Annotated in this window: 12 protein-coding genes, 2 tRNA genes and 3 rRNA genes; 9 read left to right on the forward strand and 8 right to left on the reverse strand. The window is 54.9% G+C overall.

All coding sequences use genetic code 11. The features are described from left to right. Positions 1 to 365: 365 nt before the first annotated feature. From SIC18_RS05560 to rrf, 5 genes are all read left to right on the forward strand, one after another. Positions 366 to 1,850: ribosomal RNA gene (locus tag SIC18_RS05560) — 16S ribosomal RNA — on the forward strand. Between the two features lie 182 nt (positions 1,851 to 2,032). Beyond that, positions 2,033 to 2,106: transfer RNA gene (locus SIC18_RS05565), tRNA-Ile, on the forward strand. 9 nt (positions 2,107 to 2,115) lie between these two features. After that, positions 2,116 to 2,188, forward strand: a tRNA-Ala gene (locus tag SIC18_RS05570). A gap of 417 nt (positions 2,189 to 2,605) precedes the next feature. Next, a 23S ribosomal RNA gene (locus SIC18_RS05575) occupies positions 2,606 to 5,471 on the forward strand. 114 nt (positions 5,472 to 5,585) lie between these two features. After that, positions 5,586 to 5,702: ribosomal RNA gene (gene rrf / locus SIC18_RS05580) — 5S ribosomal RNA — on the forward strand. The 16S, 23S and 5S rRNA genes sit together here with 2 tRNA genes alongside, the layout of an rRNA operon. A gap of 120 nt (positions 5,703 to 5,822) precedes the next feature. Here the strand turns inward: rrf and SIC18_RS05585 are convergent. The 3 genes from SIC18_RS05585 to SIC18_RS05595 all read right to left on the reverse strand — a co-directional run bounded on the left by SIC18_RS05585 (position 5,823) and on the right by SIC18_RS05595 (position 8,400). Beyond that, positions 5,823 to 7,037 (reverse strand): SulP family inorganic anion transporter, encoded by a 1,215-nt coding sequence (locus tag SIC18_RS05585; protein ID WP_413430336.1) that lies wholly within the window; start codon positions 7,035 to 7,037, stop codon positions 5,823 to 5,825. Positions 7,038 to 7,315: 278 nt separating this feature from the next. Further along, positions 7,316 to 8,185, reverse strand: a complete 870-nt coding sequence (locus SIC18_RS05590) for a DNA-formamidopyrimidine glycosylase (protein ID WP_048345851.1) — start codon at positions 8,183 to 8,185, stop codon at positions 7,316 to 7,318. Between the two features lie 5 nt (positions 8,186 to 8,190). After that, a complete protein-coding gene (locus tag SIC18_RS05595) occupies positions 8,191 to 8,400 on the reverse strand; it encodes a photosystem I reaction center subunit IV (RefSeq protein WP_006854760.1) in 210 nt (69 codons plus the stop codon). Positions 8,401 to 8,620: 220 nt separating this feature from the next. Here SIC18_RS05595 and SIC18_RS05600 point away from each other — a divergent pair, with 220 nt between their 5' ends. Both SIC18_RS05600 and SIC18_RS05605 read left to right on the forward strand, forming a co-directional pair. Beyond that, entirely contained in the window at positions 8,621 to 9,583 is a 963-nt protein-coding gene (locus SIC18_RS05600; protein ID WP_245407387.1) for a hypothetical protein, read from the forward strand. A 50-nt stretch (positions 9,584 to 9,633) separates the two neighbouring features. Beyond that, on the forward strand, positions 9,634 to 11,124 hold the full coding sequence (locus SIC18_RS05605; protein WP_413430337.1) for a RecQ family ATP-dependent DNA helicase: 1,491 nt from the start codon (positions 9,634 to 9,636) through the stop codon (positions 11,122 to 11,124). A gap of 28 nt (positions 11,125 to 11,152) precedes the next feature. Here SIC18_RS05605 and SIC18_RS05610 read toward each other — a convergent pair whose 3' ends face one another. Both SIC18_RS05610 and SIC18_RS05615 read right to left on the reverse strand, forming a co-directional pair. Then, positions 11,153 to 12,190, reverse strand: a complete 1,038-nt coding sequence (locus SIC18_RS05610) for a LysM peptidoglycan-binding domain-containing protein (protein WP_413430338.1) — start codon at positions 12,188 to 12,190, stop codon at positions 11,153 to 11,155. Between the two features lie 104 nt (positions 12,191 to 12,294). Then, on the reverse strand, positions 12,295 to 13,695 hold the full coding sequence (locus tag SIC18_RS05615; protein ID WP_413430339.1) for an aldehyde dehydrogenase family protein: 1,401 nt from the start codon (positions 13,693 to 13,695) through the stop codon (positions 12,295 to 12,297). Positions 13,696 to 13,807: 112 nt separating this feature from the next. On the opposite strand from SIC18_RS05615, the gene SIC18_RS05620 reads away from it, so the two are divergent. After that, positions 13,808 to 15,514 (forward strand): alpha-amylase family protein, encoded by a 1,707-nt coding sequence (locus tag SIC18_RS05620; RefSeq protein WP_048345856.1) that lies wholly within the window; start codon positions 13,808 to 13,810, stop codon positions 15,512 to 15,514. On the opposite strand, the gene SIC18_RS05625 is transcribed toward SIC18_RS05620, so the two are convergent. Together SIC18_RS05625 and SIC18_RS05630 are read right to left on the reverse strand one after the other, a co-directional pair. Then, positions 15,481 to 17,058, reverse strand: a complete 1,578-nt coding sequence (locus SIC18_RS05625) for an FAD-dependent oxidoreductase (RefSeq protein WP_413430340.1) — start codon at positions 17,056 to 17,058, stop codon at positions 15,481 to 15,483. The two genes, SIC18_RS05620 and SIC18_RS05625, sit on opposite strands and share 34 nt — an antisense overlap. Beyond that, positions 17,051 to 18,562 carry an FGGY family carbohydrate kinase gene (locus SIC18_RS05630; RefSeq protein ID WP_413430341.1) on the reverse strand — a complete coding sequence of 504 codons (1,512 nt, stop codon included), beginning with the start codon at positions 18,560 to 18,562 and terminating at the stop codon, positions 17,051 to 17,053. Before SIC18_RS05630 ends, SIC18_RS05625 begins: the two co-directional genes overlap by 8 nt. Positions 18,563 to 18,583: 21 nt before the next feature. Here SIC18_RS05630 and SIC18_RS05635 point away from each other — a divergent pair, with 21 nt between their 5' ends. After that, entirely contained in the window at positions 18,584 to 20,041 is a 1,458-nt protein-coding gene (locus SIC18_RS05635) for a glycoside hydrolase family 13 protein (RefSeq protein WP_413430342.1), read from the forward strand. A gap of 28 nt (positions 20,042 to 20,069) precedes the next feature. Here the strand turns inward: SIC18_RS05635 and SIC18_RS05640 are convergent, their stop codons facing one another. Further along, positions 20,070 to 20,597: a hypothetical protein gene (locus SIC18_RS05640; RefSeq protein ID WP_413430343.1), complete on the reverse strand. Its 528-nt coding sequence runs from the start codon at positions 20,595 to 20,597 to the stop codon at positions 20,070 to 20,072. Between the last annotated feature and the right edge of the window lie 381 nt (positions 20,598 to 20,978).

The raw sequence follows: 20,978 nt of genomic DNA on the forward strand, positions 1-20,978 counted from the left end.
ATTGAAAAGTTTAGGAACTGACGCTTTTATCGCGTTTAGTTTGAGTTAAAGCCGCGAGGTTTTAATGGGAACTAAATGATATTGCGATAAAGGTGTGAGGTCCCGTCAACAACATTTTAGTTGCAGAGAAGCATTGTGCTTACAACTTGAAGGTTTTCACGAACCGTTGAGTTGTCGGTGTGCGCAATGTGGAGCAACGACCGGATCTGAGATCCTGGAAAGTCAAACGAGGAAGAGATTCTAAATTTGCACTCTTGTGAATCCTTCTGTCAGAGGAAGGGGGCGACAACTGCAACCAGTACGCCAGTGCTGAGATTGTGGGTGAAGCAAGTCAATCTGAGGTGAGAACCAAAAGGGATTGATCTACAACGGAGAGTTTGATCCTGGCTCAGGATGAACGCTGGCGGCGTGCTTAACACATGCAAGTCGAACGAACCTTCGGGTTAGTGGCGGACGGGTGAGTAACGCGTGGGAATCTGCCCTCAGGAGGGGGATAACGGTTGGAAACGGCCGCTAATACCCCATATGCCGAGAGGTGAAATGAATTTCGCCTGAGGATGAGCCCGCGTCTGATTAGCTAGTTGGTGAGGTAAGAGCTCACCAAGGCATCGATCAGTAGCTGGTCTGAGAGGATGATCAGCCACACTGGGACTGAGACACGGCCCAGACTCCTACGGGAGGCAGCAGTGGGGAATTTTCCGCAATGGGCGAAAGCCTGACGGAGCAACGCCGCGTGAGGGATGAAGGCCTCTGGGCTGTAAACCTCTTTTATCAAGGAAGAAGATCTGACGGTACTTGATGAATAAGCCACGGCTAATTCCGTGCCAGCAGCCGCGGTAATACGGGAGTGGCAAGCGTTATCCGGAATTATTGGGCGTAAAGCGTCCGCAGGCGGCCCTACAAGTCTGCTGTTAAAAAGTGGAGCTTAACTCCATCATGGCAGTGGAAACTGTTGGGCTTGAGTGTGGTAGGGGCAGAGGGAATTCCCGGTGTAGCGGTGAAATGCGTAGATATCGGGAAGAACACCAGTGGCGAAGGCGCTCTGCTGGGCCATCACTGACGCTCATGGACGAAAGCCAGGGGAGCGAAAGGGATTAGATACCCCTGTAGTCCTGGCCGTAAACGATGAACACTAGGTGTCGGGGGAATCGACCCCTCCGGTGTCGTAGCCAACGCGTTAAGTGTTCCGCCTGGGGAGTACGCACGCAAGTGTGAAACTCAAAGGAATTGACGGGGGCCCGCACAAGCGGTGGAGTATGTGGTTTAATTCGATGCAACGCGAAGAACCTTACCAGGGTTTGACATCCTGCGAATCTCTTGGAAACTTGAGAGTGCCTTCGGGAGCGCAGTGACAGGTGGTGCATGGCTGTCGTCAGCTCGTGTCGTGAGATGTTGGGTTAAGTCCCGCAACGAGCGCAACCCACGTCTTTAGTTGCCAGCATTTAGTTGGGCACTCTAGAGAGACCGCCGGTGATAAACCGGAGGAAGGTGTGGATGACGTCAAGTCATCATGCCCCTTACATCCTGGGCTACACACGTACTACAATGCTACGGACAAAGGGCAGCAAGTTCGCGAGGACAAGCAAATCCCATAAACCGTGGCTCAGTTCAGATCGTAGGCTGCAACTCGCCTACGTGAAGGAGGAATCGCTAGTAATCGCAGGTCAGCATACTGCGGTGAATACGTTCCCGGGCCTTGTACACACCGCCCGTCACACCATGGAAGTTGGCCACGCCCGAAGCCGTTACTCCAACCCTTGTGGAGGAGGACGTCGAAGGTGGGGCTGATGACTGGGGTGAAGTCGTAACAAGGTAGCCGTACCGGAAGGTGCGGCTGGATCACCTCCTAACAGGGAGACAAACAACGATTTTGATGTCTGAGTTCTTTATTCTTAGGCCAAAATCCTGTCACCTTAGGTCGATCGGTACCTCAACTTTGAAGCTAAGAGTTCCAGCAATGGATGACTGCTTAGTGGAGATTTTTAGTTCCTAAACTTTGTCTAGTTCACAACCCATTAGGGATGAGACTCCTGGGCCATTAGCTCAGGTGGTTAGAGCGCACCCCTGATAAGGGTGAGGTCCCTGGTTCAAGTCCAGGATGGCCCATTCGGTGTAGGGGGTTTAGCTCAGTTGGTAGAGCGCCTGCTTTGCAAGCAGGATGTCAGGAGTTCGAGTCTCCTAACCTCCACTGACTGCAATGAATCCCCATCTCCAAAACCTGGAGTATGAACTCGTATGGATTGTGATTTAGATGTGTCCGCTAGATGATCCTAGCTTCTTGTCATTTTAGGCATGGACATTGTTCCATGATTTGATTGATAGGATGCTGGGCTCGATGCAATGGATTGAGAGATCAATGCATTGTTTTGATGTCTGGCCGAACCTTGACAACTGCATAGTAAGTCTGGAAAGAATAAAGCATCTCATAGATGCATCATTCTTGAGTGTTGATTCACTTTAGGATGATGTTAATTCTAAGAGCAAGAGCCGAGACTCCAGCATGTTCTTTCAAATGTGTCGAGCATTTGAGAGTTTGATTTTAATTTCTACTTGTGGAAATTAGAAGAATCTGTTTCAACGACAGCAAGCGTGTTGGAGATACATTGGTCAAGCTACAAAGGGCTCACGGCGGATACCTTGGCACACAGAGGCGATGAAGGACGTGGTTACCTGCGATAAGTCTCGGGGAGCTGGAAACACGCTTTGATCCGGGAATTTCCGAATGGGGCAACCCCTAGAACGGCCAGCTGAATCTATAGGCTGGCGCGAGCCAACCCAGCGAACTGAAACATCTTAGTAGCTGGAGGAAAGGAAAGTAAAAACGACTCCCTAAGTAGCGGCGAGCGAACGGGGAAGAGCCTAAACCAATGGTTTCGACCATTGGGGTTGTGGGACAGCAATGTGGATCAGGAATGTTAGTGGAAGTGTTTGAAAGACACGCCACAGAGGGTGAAAGCCCCGTACACGAAAACTGAACTGACCTAGCTGTATCCCGAGTAGCACGGAGCACGTGGAATTCCGTGTGAATCAGCGAGGACCACCTCGTAAGGCTAAGTACTCCTGTGTGACCGATAGCGAAACAGTACCGCGAGGGAAAGGTGAAAAGAACCCCGGGAGGGGAGTGAAATAGAACATGAAACCGTGAGCCTACAAGCAATGGGAGCCCTACTTATAGGGTGACCGTGTGCCTGTTGAAGAATGAGCCGGCGACTTATAGGCACTGGCGGGTTAAACCGGAAATGGTGGAGCCATAGCGAAAGCGAGTCTGAATAGGGCGTTTGTCAGTGTTTATAGACCCGAACCCGGGTGATCTAACCATGGCCAGGATGAAGCTTGGGTGATACCAAGTGGAGGTCCGAACCGACTGATGTTGAAAAATCAGCGGATGAGCTGTGGTTAGGGGTGAAATGCCAATCGAACCCGGAGCTAGCTGGTTCTCCCCGAAATACGTTGAGGCGTAGCGTCTCGTGCTCCAGCAGGGGGGTAAAGCCACCATTTCGGTGCGGGCTGCGAGAGCGGTACCAAATCGAGATGAACTCTGAATACCCTGTGTGTAGCGAGGCAGTCAGACTGTGGGGGATAAGCTCCATGGTCGAGAGGGAAACAGCCCAGACCGCCAGCTAAGGTCCCCAAATCAACACTAAGTGATAAAGGAGGTGGGATTGCCCAGACAACCAGGAGGTTTGCCTAGAAGCAGCCATCCTCAAAGGAGTGCGTAATAGCTCACTGGTCGAGCGATCCTGCGCCGAAAATGAATGGGGCTAAGTGTTGTACCGAAGCTGCGGATTTATGGTAGGGGAGCGTTCTATGTGGGGCGAAGCGTTAGCGTGAGCGGGCGTGGACTGCATAGAAGTGAGAATGTCGGCTTGAGTAGCGAAAACATGGGTGAGAATCCCATGCACCGAAACCCTAAGGGTTCCTCCGGCAGGCTCGTCCGCGGAGGGTTAGTCTGGACCTAAGGCGAGGCCGAAAGGCGTAGTCGATGGATAACAGGTCAACATTCCTGTACCGGTTATGTTTTGGGAAGAGGGACGGAGAAGGCTAGCCAAGCCAGATGTTGGTTACTGGTTCAAGCGTTCGAGGCGTTGAGGATCGGCGAAAACGATCCGAGCTGAGGCGTGAGTACGAGCTGCTACGGCAGCGAAGTTGGTGATGTCATGCTTCCAAGAAAAGCTCTATACCCGTTAAGGCATAACTGCCAGTACCCGAAACCGACACAGGTGGGGTGGTAGAGAATACCGAGGTGCGCGAGGTAACTCTCTCTAAGGAACTCGGCAAAATGGCCCCGTAACTTCGGGAGAAGGGGTGCCACAGCAATGTGGTCGCAGTGAAGAGGCCCTGGCGACTGTTTACCAAAAACACAGGTCTCCGCTAAGTCGCAAGACGATGTATGGGGGCTGACGCCTGCCCAGTGCCGGAAGGTTAAGGAAGCCGGTCAGCGTAAGCGAAGCTGGCGACTGAAGCCCCGGTGAACGGCGGCCGTAACTATAACGGTCCTAAGGTAGCGAAATTCCTTGTCGGGTAAGTTCCGACCCGCACGAAAGGCGTAACGATCAGGGCGCTGTCTCGGAGAGAGGCTCGGCGAAATAGAATTGTCTGTGAAGATGCGGACTACATACACCCGGACAGAAAGACCCTATGAAGCTTTACTGTAGCTTGGTATTGTGCCCGGGCTCTGAATGCGCAGGATAGGTGGGAGACGTTGATCTAGTGCTCGTGGGTGCTAGGGAGTCAATGGTGAGATACCACTCTTTCAGAGCTAGGGTTCTAACGTTCACCCGTTATCCGGGGAGCGGACAGTATCAGGTGGGCAGTTTGACTGGGGCGGTCGCCTCCTAAAAGGTAACGGAGGCGCGCAAAGGTTTCCTCAGGCTGGTTGGAAATCAGCCGACGAGTGCAAAAGCAGAAGGAAGCTTGACTGTGAGACCTACAAGTCGAACAGGGACGAAAGTCGGCTTTAGTGATCCGACGGTTCTGAGTGGAAGGGCCGTCGCTCAACGGATAAAAGTTACTCTAGGGATAACAGGCTGATCTCCCCCAAGAGTTCACATCGACGGGGAGGTTTGGCACCTCGATGTCGGCTCATCGCAACCTGGGGCTGAAGTCGGTCCCAAGGGTTGGGCTGTTCGCCCATTAAAGCGGTACGCGAGCTGGGTTCAGAACGTCGTGAGACAGTTCGGTCCATATCCGGTGTATGCGTAGGAATATTGAGAGGATTTCTCCCTAGTACGAGAGGACCGGGAGGAACACACCTCTGGTGTACCAGTTATCGTGCCAACGGTAAACGCTGGGTAGCCATGTGTGGAGTGGATAACCGCTGAAAGCATCTAAGTGGGAAGCCCACCTCAAGATGAGTATTCCCATGGGGTAACCCAGTAAGGTCACGGGAAGAACACCCGTTGATAGGCTCTACGTCGAAGTTCAGTAATGGATGCAGCGGAGGAGTACTAATAGACCGAGGGCTTGACCAACACTTGGTTCTTGCCTTGAAACAACTTTATTGAATCCAGATTGCATCATCAAGACGAAAGTTGAGGTGATGACGCTATGCAGTTCTCAGGGATCAAACCTTGGGAATTTTCTATCCTGGTGTCCATAGCGCTGTGGAACCACTCCGATCCATCTCGAACTCGGTTGTGAAACGCAGCAGCGGCGACGATATTTGGGGGGTAGCCCCCTGAGAAAATAGCTCGATGCCAGGTAAAAACATTCCAAACGAAGAAAGCCATCCCTTGAAGGGGTGGCTTTTTTTGTGTCTTTTTTCGCGTTACTTTGTCAATTGCCTCAATACCTTCTCCTTCCTTTAAGTCAGGCCATTGTTTTTAATCGCTGCTCTCTGATCGCTGATTGGTTTTTCTTCTAATGAATCCGTAGAGCTGAGATGTGCTGACACCTACAATCACGCCCACGGCAAGGTTGTGTGGATGAGTCAGCATCGTCGCTAAAAATGTAGCGATCATTAGAAGAGTGTCGATCTTAGGTAATCTCCCTATCATCCTCAAACTGTCAGAGTCTGCAGTTGCAACTGCGATCGAAATCATGACTGCGGCGACTGCGGCTAAGGGGATTAATCCAAGAATTGATCTTGCGAAAATTAAAATGCTAAGTATAAATAGTCCCGTCGATAAGGTTGAAAGTCTTGATTTCGCCCCGTTCTTTACGTTCATAACCGATTCGCCTACGAGTGCACATCCAGCCATTCCGCCAAACAATGATGTAATGATATTTGCGATTCCTTGCCCGATGCCTTCCGATTTTTTATCCGCCGTTGTTTCTGTGAGTGTATCGATGTAATCGACCGTGAGAAAGGTTTCTAACAGGCCTACGAGCGAAATTGCAATTGCAATTGGCACTGTTGTCCATAGAAGATCAAGGCCAGCAATGTTCTGGGCTCCATTGATGAGGAATGGCATTTCCGGTAAGTGGATTCCCTGCGGCAGGCTCCCCAGGTTGCTGACTCTTGGCACATCTAATTGCATCGTCCATGCAAGTATGGTCACGACAGCAATGGAGATAAGTTGAGAGGGTATTTTTTTCGTGATGTTAGGAAATGAATAGATGATTAGTAGTCCTATTGTCGTCAATATCCATACGGTTGGTAGCTCGTTCGCTGTTGGTAGGTATGCTTCCTGATGTTTTTCAAGTCCTAGAAGTTGCTCAAAGCCAAGTTGTGGTAATTCTGCTTGCAAAATGAGTAATGCCAGTGCGTTAACGAATCCACTGACAACAGGTTTTGGGATGTACTTCATTAAAGCCGAAATGTTGCACAGGCTCCAGATGATCTGGAGACCCCCCGCAAGCATGCTTGCTGTTAGCACAAGAATGATTCCTTTGTTGTCTGAAAAGTTATTCCCTTGAGCGGCAAGCCCTGTCATCAGTACGGCAGTTGATCCTGATGCTGAGGTGATCATCGCGACTCGACTTCCTGTGAAGGCGATTGTGATCGTTAAAAAGATCGCGCCATAGAGGCCGAGCTCTGGAGGAAACCCAGCCACTCCAGCGAAGCCAATTGCTTCCGGAATAAGTACCAATGCCATCACCAGGCCAGCTAACAGATTTGGGACCGGTGCTATTGCTAACGAGTTTATTTTATGTTTGAGAGAAAGCATTTTAGAGTTATTTTTATCATGATAAGAGTCTCTTTGGTGATGAGCAAGATTGCCTTGGGTGAAACTTTGTTTATTGTTATTTATCTGGCATCATTCCTCTGGTGTTTGTTTTGCTGCTTTCTTGAGCTACTAGTTTCGCCTAGTGATTCCTGCCATTGGGATGGATTGCTTTTCCCTCGCGCCGTCTCCGTGTGGCGACTTTGTTATCACGTTTGGCAGCTGGAGCACCAGTGGGTGCTGCGTCCTGCCAGCTTGATTCGTTCGATTGCTTTCCCACATTTTGGACATGGTTGCCCGGTGCGTCTATAGACCGCTGCTTGTCCTCCGTAATTGCCATTCACTCCTTCGAGATCTCTGAAGTCACTAAAGGTGGTACCCCCTGCCCCAATACTTAGGTCTAAAATCTCGATCAAGCATTCCCTGAGTTTGTCTAATTGTTTGCGATTGAGTTGGCCTGCTGGAGTTTGAGGGCGAATCCCTGCAGCAAACAAACTTTCATCGGCATAGATGTTGCCGGTGCCTGCCACGATCGATTGATCCAGTAATGCCGCTTTGATTGAGCGTGTGGATCCTTTAAATCGCTCTTGCAAGTACTGCGTTTTGAAGTCTTGGCTAAAGGGTTCAGGGCCTAACTTTTTTAAGCCCGTGATGATGGAATCAACTGCGGTATCGGGTGGGACCCACCACATTTCTGCAAAACTTCTTAGGTCAACGAAGCGTAATTCTTGGCCCTTAGCATTCCAAAACCGCACACGAGTGTGTTTGCAGGGTGGAGTGTCGTCCTCAATCCAATGAAATTGGCCTGTCATTCGTAAATGAACACCCCAATAACCGGCGCTTTGTTCAGCGGCATCGGCATCGGTTGATCCAGGCCTATGAAGCTCCGCGTAAAGATACTTTCCTCTTCTCGTCCAATGACCAATGCGGCAATTGACGAGTCCGGACTCAAAGCACTCTGGTCCACCAGGACTTGCAATCGTCCTGTCCCGGCAGACTTCAAGATCGCTGACGACGAATTGATTGAGACGATTCGCTAAGCCACGACGAACCGTCTCAACTTCGGGGAGTTCGGGCAACGGCCTCAGGCCGGCTCGAGTTCCGCTTGAGCGAAATTATTCGTGTTGATTCCGCCTTCTGATCCTGAAATCCCGTTGTAATTCACCTTTTCGAAGCGAACGACCACCGGGTAACGAATGCCTGAGGTGTCGATGGAAGCCACCGTGCCGACATCGTTGTACCAATAGGACTCAGGGCGCTTAATGCGCACCTTGTCACCGCGGGAAATTGCCATCGCTGTGCAGAAACGTTGATGCAATCTGAGCGTATCGCTGAGTGGCCTCAAGATGGAGTGAGCGTCACAGAATGTCGTTCGACCTGTTGCCCAGTTCGCCGCATCGGCATGGCAGCATCCATCACCACACCCTCTGTCACCGCCTTTGACGAGCCTGAGTTCCGAAGCACCCGCGTTCAATCTCGATCTCCCAGACCCTGAACGGGATGACATCAGCACGATGGAATTCCTTGCGCGTCTCGAGCAGGCCTGGGACGTGTGCGACAAATTTGACTTGCAGACCGAAATTTGGCGTGGTCGCATCCTGAAATCGGTGCGGGACCGCGAAAAACGCGGTGGGGAAGGACGTGGTGCTGGCTTTTTGCAGTGGCTTCGTGAACGTGAAATCAGTAAGACCCGGGCGTATGGATTGATCCAACTGGCTGAATCAGAGCAAGGTTTGGTTGGTGAGGGCTTGCTTGAGCCATCGAGTGTGAACCAGTTTTCAAAACGCGCTTTTCTTGAGACCGCTCTGGCAGCTCCTGAAGTGCAAGTGATGATTGCTGAAGCCGCGAACGAAGGGCAGGAGATCACTCGCAAGCAGGTCCGCAGGCTCACCGACGATTTCACCTCCGCAACCAGTCCCTTGCTTCCGGATGAAATTCGTCAAAGGGCGCAAGAGAATTTGTTGCCATCCAAGGTTGTGGCTCCTCTGGTGCGCGAATTATCAAAGCTTCCAGAACTTCAGCAGGAAGACTTCCGCAAGGTGCTTCGCGATGAGCCGGAACTTGACCGGATCAAGGACGTGACCCATACGGCGCGATGGATCACGAAGGCCACGGAATCAGGTGTTGCTGTGCGTGCCTTTCAGCAGGGTGAACTTGACCTTGAGAAAGCGATGCAGGAGGCACAACGTCTCGATGCTCTGGGTTTGCTTGCCGATGCTGTTGGACAGGCTCAGGCGCTGGAGTCTGCGGTCCTTAAGCTGCACACCTCTTGGAGACGGTTAGGCGGTCTGCACGAACGGCTATGGGTGGAAAGCGGAAGTAGCACCCCCTATTTACGCGATGTTTTGACAGCGCTACAGACGTTGAGTGGTGCCACGATGCGGGTCTCCCTGGGCGAACTTGCTGGTGGCAAGAGGGTGAGACTCCAACTCGTTGAGGAGGCTCCTGATCAACTGGAGCCTCCGATAACCCTCTAGATCTGGTGTTCGTTAAAGTGAAGGCACTAGCTGTGGAGTGAGAGGGAGAGTTGGATTCACTCCTTGAGGCTCTCCACAGGCATTACGGCTGGGACTCCTTTCGTTCAGGACAACGTCCAGTTATCGAAGCGCTGCTGAGCGGTCGCGACTGTTTAGCAGTGCTCCCAACTGGAGGTGGAAAATCACTTTGTTTTCAGCTTCCTGCCTTGGTGCGGCAGGGGTTGGTGGTGGTGATTTCTCCGCTCGTTGCCCTGATGGATGATCAGGTTTTGCAACTGCAGCGGCGAGGCATTGCTGCTGCCTGTCTGCATCGCGGGATTCAACCTGAACAACGACGTTTGATTCAGACGCAGTTATCGGCTGGTAACTTGCGGCTTCTCTATCTCGCCCCAGAGCGCCTTCAAGGTGAGGCGGCAAGAGACATGCTCTCTGTGCATGCGAGGCAAGGGCAGTTGGTGGCTTTGGCCGTGGATGAGGCCCATTGCATCAGCGCTTGGGGCCATGATTTTCGGCCCGACTACAGGCGCCTTGGTCAGCTTCGCGCCCTGTGCCCTGGTGTTCCGCTCGTTGCATTGAGTGCAACCGCAGCCCCAAGGGTGCGGGCTGACATTCTCCGGTTGCTTGGGTTATGCAAACCGCTGATTCAAGTGTCGTCGGCGCAACGCACCAACCTTCGCTACACCATGCGGCGCCGTCCGAGCGATCCGCTCCCTGATGTCTTGGAGGCCCTGCAGCAGTCACGGGGTGCCAGTTTGATCTATGCCAGAACCCGTCGTTCGGTGGAGCTCTGGGCCGAACGGCTACAAGCCCAGGGCATTCCTGCGATCACTTATCACGCCGGGCTGGAGGCGGAGCGCCGTGATGAGGCTTTAAGGCATTTCCTAGGGGCTGATGCGCCTGTTTTGGTGGCCACCGTGGCGTTTGGGATGGGTGTTGACCGCCCGGACGTGGGGTTGGTGTTGCACTTGGATTTGCCTGCGACACCAGAGGGTTACCTCCAGGAGTCAGGTCGCGCTGGACGTGATGGAAGACCGGCTCATTGTCTTGTGCTCTTTTCCCCTGGAGACCGAACCAGCTTGGGCTGGGCGATGCAGTCCACGTTGCGCCGTTCTTCTGAAGGCAAGGCGTCTTCCGACGATGTTTGGCGCGTGGAGTTTTCTCAGCAGCAATTGAGGCGGATGGAGGCCGTCGCTGAGGGAGAGATTTGCCGAGAGCAGGCTCTGCTGCTTTCAGTGGGCGAGCTCACGACTCCTTGCGGCCGCTGTGATCGTTGCCTGGCTGATGTGAGGCTCAAGGATTGGTCAGATCGCGCCCAAGACTTGTTGGAGGTGATCGATGCCGGGCAGGGAGCAGACTTCCGCAGCCTGACTGAGCGATTGCGGGAGCTTGATGGCAGCGAAGAGCGTTGGGGTTGGCTTGCGCGCAGGCTCGTACAAGAGGAGCTCATTCGCGAGAGCAACGACGGTGCCCAACGCTTGTCGTTAAGGGATAGCGGCCGACAATTCCTGCATGACCCTTGGCCCCTGCATTACGCAGCTTGATCGAGGCCTTGGCAAGGCATCGGCTGGCTTAAACGGTTTTGTTACAGCGATCCTTCACCAAGTCCTTCTCGAAATTGGTTTGCGGAGCAATCCAGCTCTTCCATCCACCATCAGAACTGGTGACATTAATTTTGCGAGCGGAACAGTTCACGGCCACGTAAAGGGGCTTGCCTGCGCTGTTCAAGGTTGGCGCCACCATGCTGCCGCCCATGGATTGCCAGTTGCTCCAGTCCACTTGAAGCGGGCCGTAGGTTCGCCATGACGCTGGTTTGGCCTCCACTGATGGGGTGGTAGTGGTCTTGCTCGGAGTCGCTTTTTTGGGCGTCGTCTTCGTTGTCGCCGTTTTGGGCTGAATGGGTTTGGCTTGAACCGTCTTGGATGGTGCGCTGGCTGTTGCCGTGAGAACTGGTTTTGTTGCTGGCGTGGTGCTGGTTGGCACTGCTGTGCTGACCGATTCTGTGATTTCGGGGCGACGGGTATCCCGAAGCATCAACTTGGTTCCAATCGTCACCTTGTTGGGGTCATTGATGGTGTTGAGATCAATCAGCGAAGCAACCGGAACCTCATAGGCACGCGCGATCTGGGTGAGGGTTTGGCCTCGGGCCACGGTGTGGGATGTGGCGTTTGGATTGGCTTGAATCGGCGTCGGCTTGGCTTTTGCCACGGGCTTGGGTTTGGGAAGCACGGCCGATGTGGGCAGCTTCAGCGTTTGTCCTACCTCAACATGATCAGCGCTTTGAAGGCTGTTGATGGCGATCAGATCTCTTTCACTGACGCGATATCGAGCCGCAATGCCACCGAGGGTGTCTCCGCCTTTCACGGTGTGACGGCCTTGGCCAGCGCTGACAACGCCCCTGGCACCGCTGGGCAAACGCAACGTTTGCCCAACTTCCACATGGTTTGAATTGCGAATTCCATTCGCTCTCATCAAGCTTCCAACCGATACGCCATAGCGTTCAGCAAGACCTGAGATGGTGTCTCCTGGTTTGACAGTGATTGATGCCGCGCCCGCTTGGAGGGGCATCAATGCCGACAGGGTTAGGGCGGCGGCAACAATGCTTCGCATGCTTCTTTCTGTGCTGGGCGAAAGATAAGGTGTCTAGCCCAACTCGCCAGTCCCTCGCGCGGATTCATTGGTATTGAGTGATTTCGACTGCTGTTCAGCGTTGTTTAGCTCACAAAACGGCGAAATAACGCAGGATTCAAGGTGTAAGGCGGGTAGCGGAGACGAAGGTCAAGAAACCAGGGCCGGCTCAGCACCGAACGTTCGTGAGAGAAGGTTCGAAAGCCGGCTTCTGCTTGATAGCTGCCCATCCCACTGGGTCCCACTCCACCGAATGGCAATTCCGGAACACCTTTTTGCAACAGCACGTCGTTGAAGCAAACCCCACCTGAACTGGTGCGCTGCAGAACCTCGTTTTGGTCGTTGTGATCACCGCCAAAGAGATAGATCGCTAAGGGTTTGTCTTGCTGTTGGATGCGTGTGATGGCGCCATCCAAGGACTCCACCGTCAATATCGGCAATAACGGGCCGAAGATTTCCGCTGTCATTAAGGGATCCTGATCGCTGTGAACCTCAATCAGGGTGGGTGCGATCTTGCGGCGTTGTCGGTCGCATTCGCCCCCAAACAGGATTCGCCCCTCGTCTCGTGCTGTTGTGATCAGCCCTTCGAGATATTGAAAATGGCGATCATGGATTAAACAGCCGAGATCAGCGCAAGCGAGTGGATCCTCTCCATACAGATTGCGGCGCTCCTCTTTCAAGGCATTCAAAAGGTGTTCCCTGATGCTGGTCTGAACCAGGAGGTGATCAGGGGCGAGGCAGGTTTGTCCAGCATTCACCCCTTTGCCCCAAATCAAGCGGCGTGCTGTGACGGTCAGGTCTGCACTCTCGAGCACAACAGCAGGATTTTTACCCCCAAGCTCCAGCGTGACGGGGGTGAGATGACGGGCGGCGCCGGCCAGCACCTTGGCTCCTATCCCTCCGCCACCGGTAAAGAAAATGTGGTCAAACCCAAGGTCTACGAGAGCGGCTGCGCTGGATCCATCTCCATTCACCACCCTCACGACATCACTGGGGAATGCCTCCGTGATGAGGCGCGTGATCAGGGCTGCGGAGGCAGGAGCATGTTCTGAAGGTTTCAAAACAACGGTGTTTCCCGCCGCAAGGGCACTGATCAGGGGCTGGAGCGTGAGCATGAAGGGGTAGTTCCAGGGGCCGATCACGAGCACACAGCCCAGGGGTTCTCGGATGAGTTGGGCGCGCCCTGGCCGTTGTGCGATCGGCACGGCGATGCGGCGAGCTCGCATCCAAGCCTTAAGGCGCCGCCGCGTGACTTTTAATTCTTGAAGCAACGCCACGATTTCAAACATGCCCTCGAGCGCTGGCTTTGCCAGGTCGACACGCAGGGCGTGAAGGATGTCTGCTTCATGTCGATGAAGCAGGTCGCTTAACCGTTTTAATTGCTGTCGTCGCCAAGCTTCTGGTCGGGTCTGCCCCGAGACGACTGGAGAGCGCAGGGTCTTTAAATCAGCAGCTTGAAAGGCCTCGTTATTGCTGGAGCTGACCATCACAAGCCATGGGATCTGAGGTCATGCTCGCAGTCCTGATCGCTGGATCAAGAAAGAGGGGGTGACGTCGCGGCCGATCAGGGTTAGTACGAGATGGAATGGTGCCGGCGTGATGACTCAGCAGCAGCCGTGGTGGAACGGTGCCGTCATCTATCAGCTGATCGTGCGCAGCTATGCCGATGGCAATGGTGATGGGATCGGCGACCTGCAGGGTCTGGCTAATCGCCTGCCCTATCTCCGTTGGTTGGGTGTGGAAGCGATCTGGCTCACCCCGATTTATCCATCTCCCCTGCAGGACGGTGGATACGACATCACCGACTTCAAATCCATCCATCCAGAACTGGGGGATCTAGCGGCCTTTCATCGGGTCTTGATCGCTGCCCATTCCCACGGCATCAAGGTGATCATGGACCTAGTGCTGAATCACACCAGCACCCTCCATCCTTGGTTCCAGCGTGCCCGTTGGGCCCCAGAAGGGAGCCCTGAACGGGATGTATACGTGTGGAGTGATGACCCCAAGCGCTATGCCGATGCACCAGTGCTGTTTCGTCACTTCGAGTCTTCGAACTGGGAATGGGACGAGGTGGCGCAGCAGTACTACCTCCATCGCTTTTTGCGCCATCAACCCGACCTCAATTACGACAGCCCCGTCGTGCAGGAGGAGATGCTCGATGTGGTGGACTTTTGGATTGAACGAGGCGTGGATGGCTTCCGTCTCGATGCGGTTCCATTTCTCTGTGAAGCCGAGGGATCTCGCTGTGAAGGGTTGCCTGAAACCCACGAATTCCTTAAGCGCTTGCGGGCTCGGGTGGATCGCCATGGCAAGGATGTCTTGCTTCTTGCTGAAGCGATTCAACCGGTGGAGGAGGCTGCGCCTTACCTCGCCGATGACGAACTGCATGGAGCGTTTAACTTCGCCCTAACGGCTCACCTGTTCGCCTCGATCGCTAGTGGCACGGTGGAGGCCTTGCGCGAGTGTTTGCAGGCGGCTCAGAACGCGGTTGGTGGTTGTCGCTGGGCCTTGCCGTTACGCAATCACGATGAACTTTGGCTGGGGGATGGCCATCTGGTTCCAGAAGAGGTGATTCAAACGATCCGAGCCGGATTGCACCAGGGACAGGGCCATTGGCTGAACTGGGGCATCAATCGGCGTCTTGCGCCTTTGCTCAATGGTGATCCCGGTTCCAATCGGGTGATGCATGCTCTGCTGTATAGCCTTCCAGGTCTCCCATGCCTCTACTACGGCGATGAGCTGGGGATGGGGGATTGGCCGGGCTTGCGCGACCGCGATCCGAACCGTACACCGATGGCCTGGACGCCTGGACGGAATGGTGGATTTTCAACGGCTCCAGATCCACTGTTGGTGTTGCCGCCCATCACGGCTCCCGGCTACGACTATCGGGTTGTGAATGTTGAAGTTCAGAAGCAGCTCCCTGGATCGCTTCTGAATTGGCATCGGCGCATGCTCACCTGCCGCAAGCTGCTTCCAGCTCTGCGCAATGGCGATTTTGAGCTGTTGGATTGCGCCCATCCCGGCGTGATCGTGTACGTGCGCGCGAACGCCACGATGACGGTGCTGGTGGCGGCCAACCTCTCCGCCGCTGGGGCATCCTTTCGCCTGGATTTGAGCCGATGGTCTGGTGAACGCACCCGTGAGGTGCTGTGGGGATGTGACTACCCGCCTGCCGATGCTGAATGGTTTGTTTACCTCGCTGCGCACGGGTTCAGTTGGTGGTTGATTGGTGAGGTGGAGGAAACCGACAACAGCAGCGAGGAGGTTGAAGCTCAGCAGGACAAGTTGAGCTCCGGCGGCGTGTAAGGAGCGTCCACGCCCGCCTCTTCAAGAAGGGCTTGAACCTGCGGGAGCAGGCGCTCGGCTTCGTCTTGATCCACCATGGCCAAACGGCAGCGACGGGCGAGGACATCCGTTGCCGTGCAGGCGTGTTCAGCGCTGATGGCATGGCGAAATTCACCGCGGCACACAGGGATCACATCACTCAACGGCTCGCGATCACTTTCATTCCAGCTGGCCACGAGTGCAGCTGCTTCCAAGCCGAAACTGGCTTGCAGGTGGGCCCTTTGCTGATCACGAAGAGAGGTCTCGGGCAGCAGACGCTCCAGGGCGCTGACTTGCTCCTGCAGCAGTGTGGGAGTGCGTTTGGGGTCTTGATCTGTGCCGATCAGCGGCAGCGCAGCGGGATCTGGAAGGGGGCTCCCGAATTGCTCTTCCACCGCCTTGAGGGTGTCGATCGCCATCGGTCTGCAGGTGGTCCATTTCCCCCCCATCACGCTGATGAGGCCGCTGTTGAGCCTTTCAACCTCGTGCTCCCGCACGACCCTGCTGCTGTTCACTTCGGCACCGGCTGGCTTGAGCAGCGGTCGTCCGCCAGCCCAACAGCTCCCTACATCGGGTTGGCCCAGATCGGGGAACCAGCGCTTCACGTAATCGAGCAAATAGTTTTGCTCGTCTTCGGATGGAGCTGCTGCGCTCGCTTGGGTGCAGGGCGTGTCTGTGGTGCCAACCAGGGTGCGACCAAAGAACGGCAACATGAATAAAACGCGTCCGTCATCGGTGGATGGCAACAGCAAGCCGAGTCCCTCAGGGCAGAGGTTGTCTCGCAACACCAGATGCACCCCTCTGCTGGTGAGCATGCGCATGGAGCAGTTGGGGGCGGCCATCCGGCGGATGGCATCTGCATGGATGCCTGTGGCATTCACAATGGCCCTGGCTTCCCAGCGCTCTTGTTCTCCCTTGTGGTTTTCGCTGATGGCAGCACAGACCTGACCTTGGCTGTTGCGTTCCAGCTCGCGAACCTTGGTGCGGGTCCGCAGCACAGCACCGGCTCGTTCAGCCGTGAGAGCCAGCAGCACATTCAGGCGAGCATCATCGAATTGGCCATCGCTATAGGCCACTCCGCGTCGAACATCGGGACGCAGCAGAGGTAGGGCCTGTTTGAGTTGCTTGGACGAGAGCAAACGACTGCTTCCGATCCCAGCCCGACCGGATAAGGCGTCATAAAGCCCAAGGCCGATGCGGTAGTAGGCCTGGCCGAGGCGACAGTCGCTGGGCAGCGCCAGTTCAAGGCGTTGGGCTAAAAATGGGGCTTGATCCAGCCAGTGGCCTCTCTCGAGTAAGGCTTCTCGCACCAAGCGCAATTGGGCGAGGTCGGCTGTTTTGAAGGCAAGTTCGAGATAACGAACACCTCCATGCAGGAGCTTGGTGCTGCGGCAGCTCGTGCCACTGCCGAGGTCATGGCCCTCGAGCAGTGCAACCCGCAGGCCGCGGCGGACCGCTTCATAGGCCACGCTGCATCCACTGGCCCCGCCGCCGATGACGACGAGGTCAAAACGTTGATCAGCCATTCCAGTGCAGGCTCCTAGTCACAGCATCGTTCCAACGCTGGAGCCAGCATTGGCGCTGCTCCAGGGTTTGTAAGGGCTTAAACACCCTGGAGTCTTGGCTGCGATTCGGTACCAAGTCCTTGAGGTCTGCAATCGCGCCGGCTTGTAAGCCAGCTAACAGGGCCACCCCACGAGCGGTGCTTTCCAGGTGAACTGGGCGGCGCACGTTTAAACCAGTGCTGTCGGCTTGGGCTTGCAAGAGCAGATCGGAAGCAGCTGCTCCTCCATCCACAGCAAGCTCCCCGAGGCTTTGCTCCATGGCTTGCTCTGCCAACTCCACAAGACTGGCAACGGAGAGGGCGATTCCCTCCAGGGCGGCTCGGGCGATATGGCCTCGGCGGGTGTCGCGGGTGAGCCCGATCAAGAGACCACGGGCAGTGGGGTCCCAGTGGGGTGTGCCCCATCCGGTGAAGGCTGGAACAAGCATCACCCCGGCGGCGTTCTCCACCTCTTGCGCCAGGGGATTGACCTCCTCGGCACTGCGAATGATGCCAAGGCCGTCGCGCAGCCATTGCACCACCGTGCCCGCATTGAACAGGCTTCCCTCTAAGCAATAGGTGGGTGTCCCGTGCTCATCGGTCCAGCCCAGGGTGCTGAGTAGGCCAGCGTCGGAATGGCGGATGGTTGCACCGGTGTTCACGACGAGAAAGGCCCCGGTGCCATAGGTGCATTTGCCTTCGCCTGGTTGCAGGCAGAGTTGCCCCAGGGTGGCGGCCTGTTGGTCGCCAAGCAGGGCTTGAATGGGCACGCCAGAGAAGGGCAAGCCTGCTTGAATTACTCCGAAATCTCCACGGCAGGGCCTGAGATCTGGGAGGGCCTGCTTGGGTAAGCCAATTTCAGCGCAAGCATCATCGATCCATTGCCGCTGTTTCAGATCCATCAGCAGGGTGCGGCTGGCATTGCTCATGTCTGTGGCATGGACTGTTCCGCCACTGAGCTGCCATAGGAGCCAGCTGTCCACCGTTCCAAAGCAGAGATCACCCTGGGCCGCGGCTCTGCTTGCGGCGGACTCATGGTCGAGAAGCCAGCGAATTTTGCTCGCGCTGAAATAGGGGTCCAGCATCAGGCCGGTTTGGGCTCTCCAGCTCGTTTCAAGGCCGCTTGCCTTCCATTGCGCACAGAGATCGGCGGTGCGACCGTCCTGCCAAACCAGGGCTGGGCCGCAGGGGCTGCCATCGCTCCGTTTCCAGAGCGTGGTGGTTTCGCGCTGATTGGTAATTCCGCAGCTGATCACGGCTTTGCGCTGCTCTGGAGTGATCGCCTGCTCAAGGCGGCTCATCGCCAGGCGCTGGCTTTCCCAAATCGCCAAGGGACTTTGTTCCACCCAGCCATCGGCGGGATAGTGAATTTCAAGAGGGGCGGAAGCGCTAGCGACTGGGCGGCCATCCGTATCGAATAAAGCAGCGCGTGAGCTGCTGGTGCCTTGATCTAGTGCGAGCAGGAGGGGCGGTTCTGCCATAGCCATCTCTTTTCCTACTTGCTAGCGATGGGATCAGAGGCCTGCAAAGGAATGGCGGAGACCCCACGCATTGGCCAGTTCCCCGCTTGGGTTGCTGAGGCGGTGGTGTATCAAGTGTTTCCTGACCGTTTTCGCCGCAGCGGCCGGGTGGAAGCCCAGCAGGGTTTGTCGTTGCAGCCCTGGGGTACAGAGCCCTTAGAACATGGGTTTCAGGGGGGAGATCTGTATGGCGTGATCGAGGCTCTCGACCACCTTCAAGGGTTGGGAGTGACCTGCTTGTATCTCACGCCGGTGTTTAGTTCGGCGGCCAACCATCGCTATCACACCTACAACTATCTCGAGGTGGATCCTCTCCTGGGAGGTAATCAGGCCCTTGATGCCCTGATTGCTGCGGTGCATCAACGAGGCATGCGCCTGATCTTGGATGGGGTGTTCAACCATTGCGGGCGAGGCTTTTGGGCGTTTCATCATTTGCTGGAAAACGGTGACCGCTCCCCCTATCGCCAGTGGTTCCATGTGCATCAGTGGCCGCTGCGGCCCTATCCGCGCAGGGGCCAGGCCTGTGGCTACAGCTGCTGGTGGAATGATCCAGCGCTACCGAAGTTCAACCACGACCATGCCCCCGTCAAGGAGCACCTATTAGCTGTTGGGAAGTACTGGCTTGAACGGGGAATCGACGGTTGGCGTTTGGACGTTCCCGATGAGGTGCCAGCACAGTTTTGGATGGACTTTCGGCGCATGGTGAAGGCGGTGAACCCGGAGGCCTGGATCGTGGGTGAGATTTGGGGCGATGCCCGGCCCTGGCTGCAAGGGGAGCATTTCGATGGGGTGATGAATTACCGCTTGGGCTGGAGCAGCCTCTGCTGGGTGGCTGGCTCTCGCCTGCGGCGTCGTTATCACAATCCGATGTACCCGTTGCGCCCCCTCGATACGGAGGCATTGCTTGAGATCTGGTCTGAGACGCAGGGATGGTACGAGCCGGAGGTGAATCGGTGCCAGCTCAATCTTTTGGATAGTCACGATGTGCCCCGGGCCTTGCACAGCCTGAAAGGAGATGTGGCTGCGCTGTCTCTGGCGTTGCTGATGTTGATGCTTCAGCCCGGGGCCCCTTGCCTGTACTACGGAACGGAAGTGGGCCTGGAGGGTGGTTCCGAACCGGCCTGTCGCGAGGCGATGCCGTGGGAAGAGCCTTGGCCCCATGATTTGTGCACGATGATCAAGGCGTTAACCAAGATTCGCCAACAGGTTGAGGCGTTGAGTGAGCGTGGGCTTTTCTGGCAGGCTCACGCCAGTGATGGCCTCATAGGCCGTGCGCCTGGGGTGGTACTGGTTGTGAACCGCTCTCGACGGAAGGCTTTGCTCCTGGAGGCTCACGATGTTCAGCAAGTGGGCTGGAAGACTGATGGCGCGTTGATTGGCACCTACCAGGGTGGGCGCCATGCACTTGGTCCTCAATCAGCGGTCCTGTTTAAAGCTCTTGGATGAGTTTTACCTTCTGGACTCGCTCTGCTGGTTAAGCCTGCTTAAGCGTGTTGATGAGACCTAAGATTCTTTCTTGGTTGGCATGTTCTTGAAGCACGACAACACCAATCTTCTTGGATTTGATTTCAATGTTTTTCAGGACTTGATTCTCTATTGGAAGGTCGGTAATTGGGCATAGGTAAACATCGATAATGCGTTGTTGTAGGCACTCCAGGCTGTGGGGACTGGTGGTGTTTTTAGCTGAGGAGATAAGCCAGCCAGGTGGTGGTGGATTGAAAAGGGCACTGTCAAGCCATCGATTGGCATCAAGTCTCAAGCTTGATTTTCCTTGTAAGCGAGCCTCTTGATGAACTGTTCGCTCTAGCTGAAGCAAGAGAGAATCGCCTTGGGGCTGCCAAATACTGCTTGCTTTCTTGAGTTTAATGCCGAAGACCTGAGCACATTTTTTTTGATTCCGACTGATGGTTGTTTGGTGTTGCTGAAAGAGTGTGCCTACCTTCTTCCCGGACTGAAGCCATATCATTCCATCAAAACTAGAAAGTAAATCTTGGCTAACCATGATCCTGGTGTCTGGTAGAAAAAGCCGTCGAAAGAAGCCTCGTTGCCAATCGATAGAACGTTTCTTAATTATGGGGCTCGCCCAGGTTGTGGGAGGTAATGCATGGAAATCATGCACTTTTGGGACCATGAATCGGCTTAATTGTTATCCCTTGCCGCCATCGATATCAATTGAGTGAATGCAAGGGAAGCTCTTTTTCCGTTTGTTTTCATGCTTGCTTTGTCTTTTTTATGACTTCGCTAAAGCGGATGATTGGCAGGATAAAAGGAAATGCAACCTGATCTGTTTCTGAAGACAACACGCTGTTTGGCGTTCCCCTCGCGTGCAGGGTTTGCTGTTAATAAGACCTGGTTGGTTCAGTTTTGGTGGTTCAGCCATGCA

Origin of the sequence: Synechococcus sp. Cu2B8-bc1011 (genome assembly GCF_047302735.1) — a bacterium.
GTDB lineage: Bacteria > Cyanobacteriota > Cyanobacteriia > PCC-6307 > Cyanobiaceae > Synechococcus_C.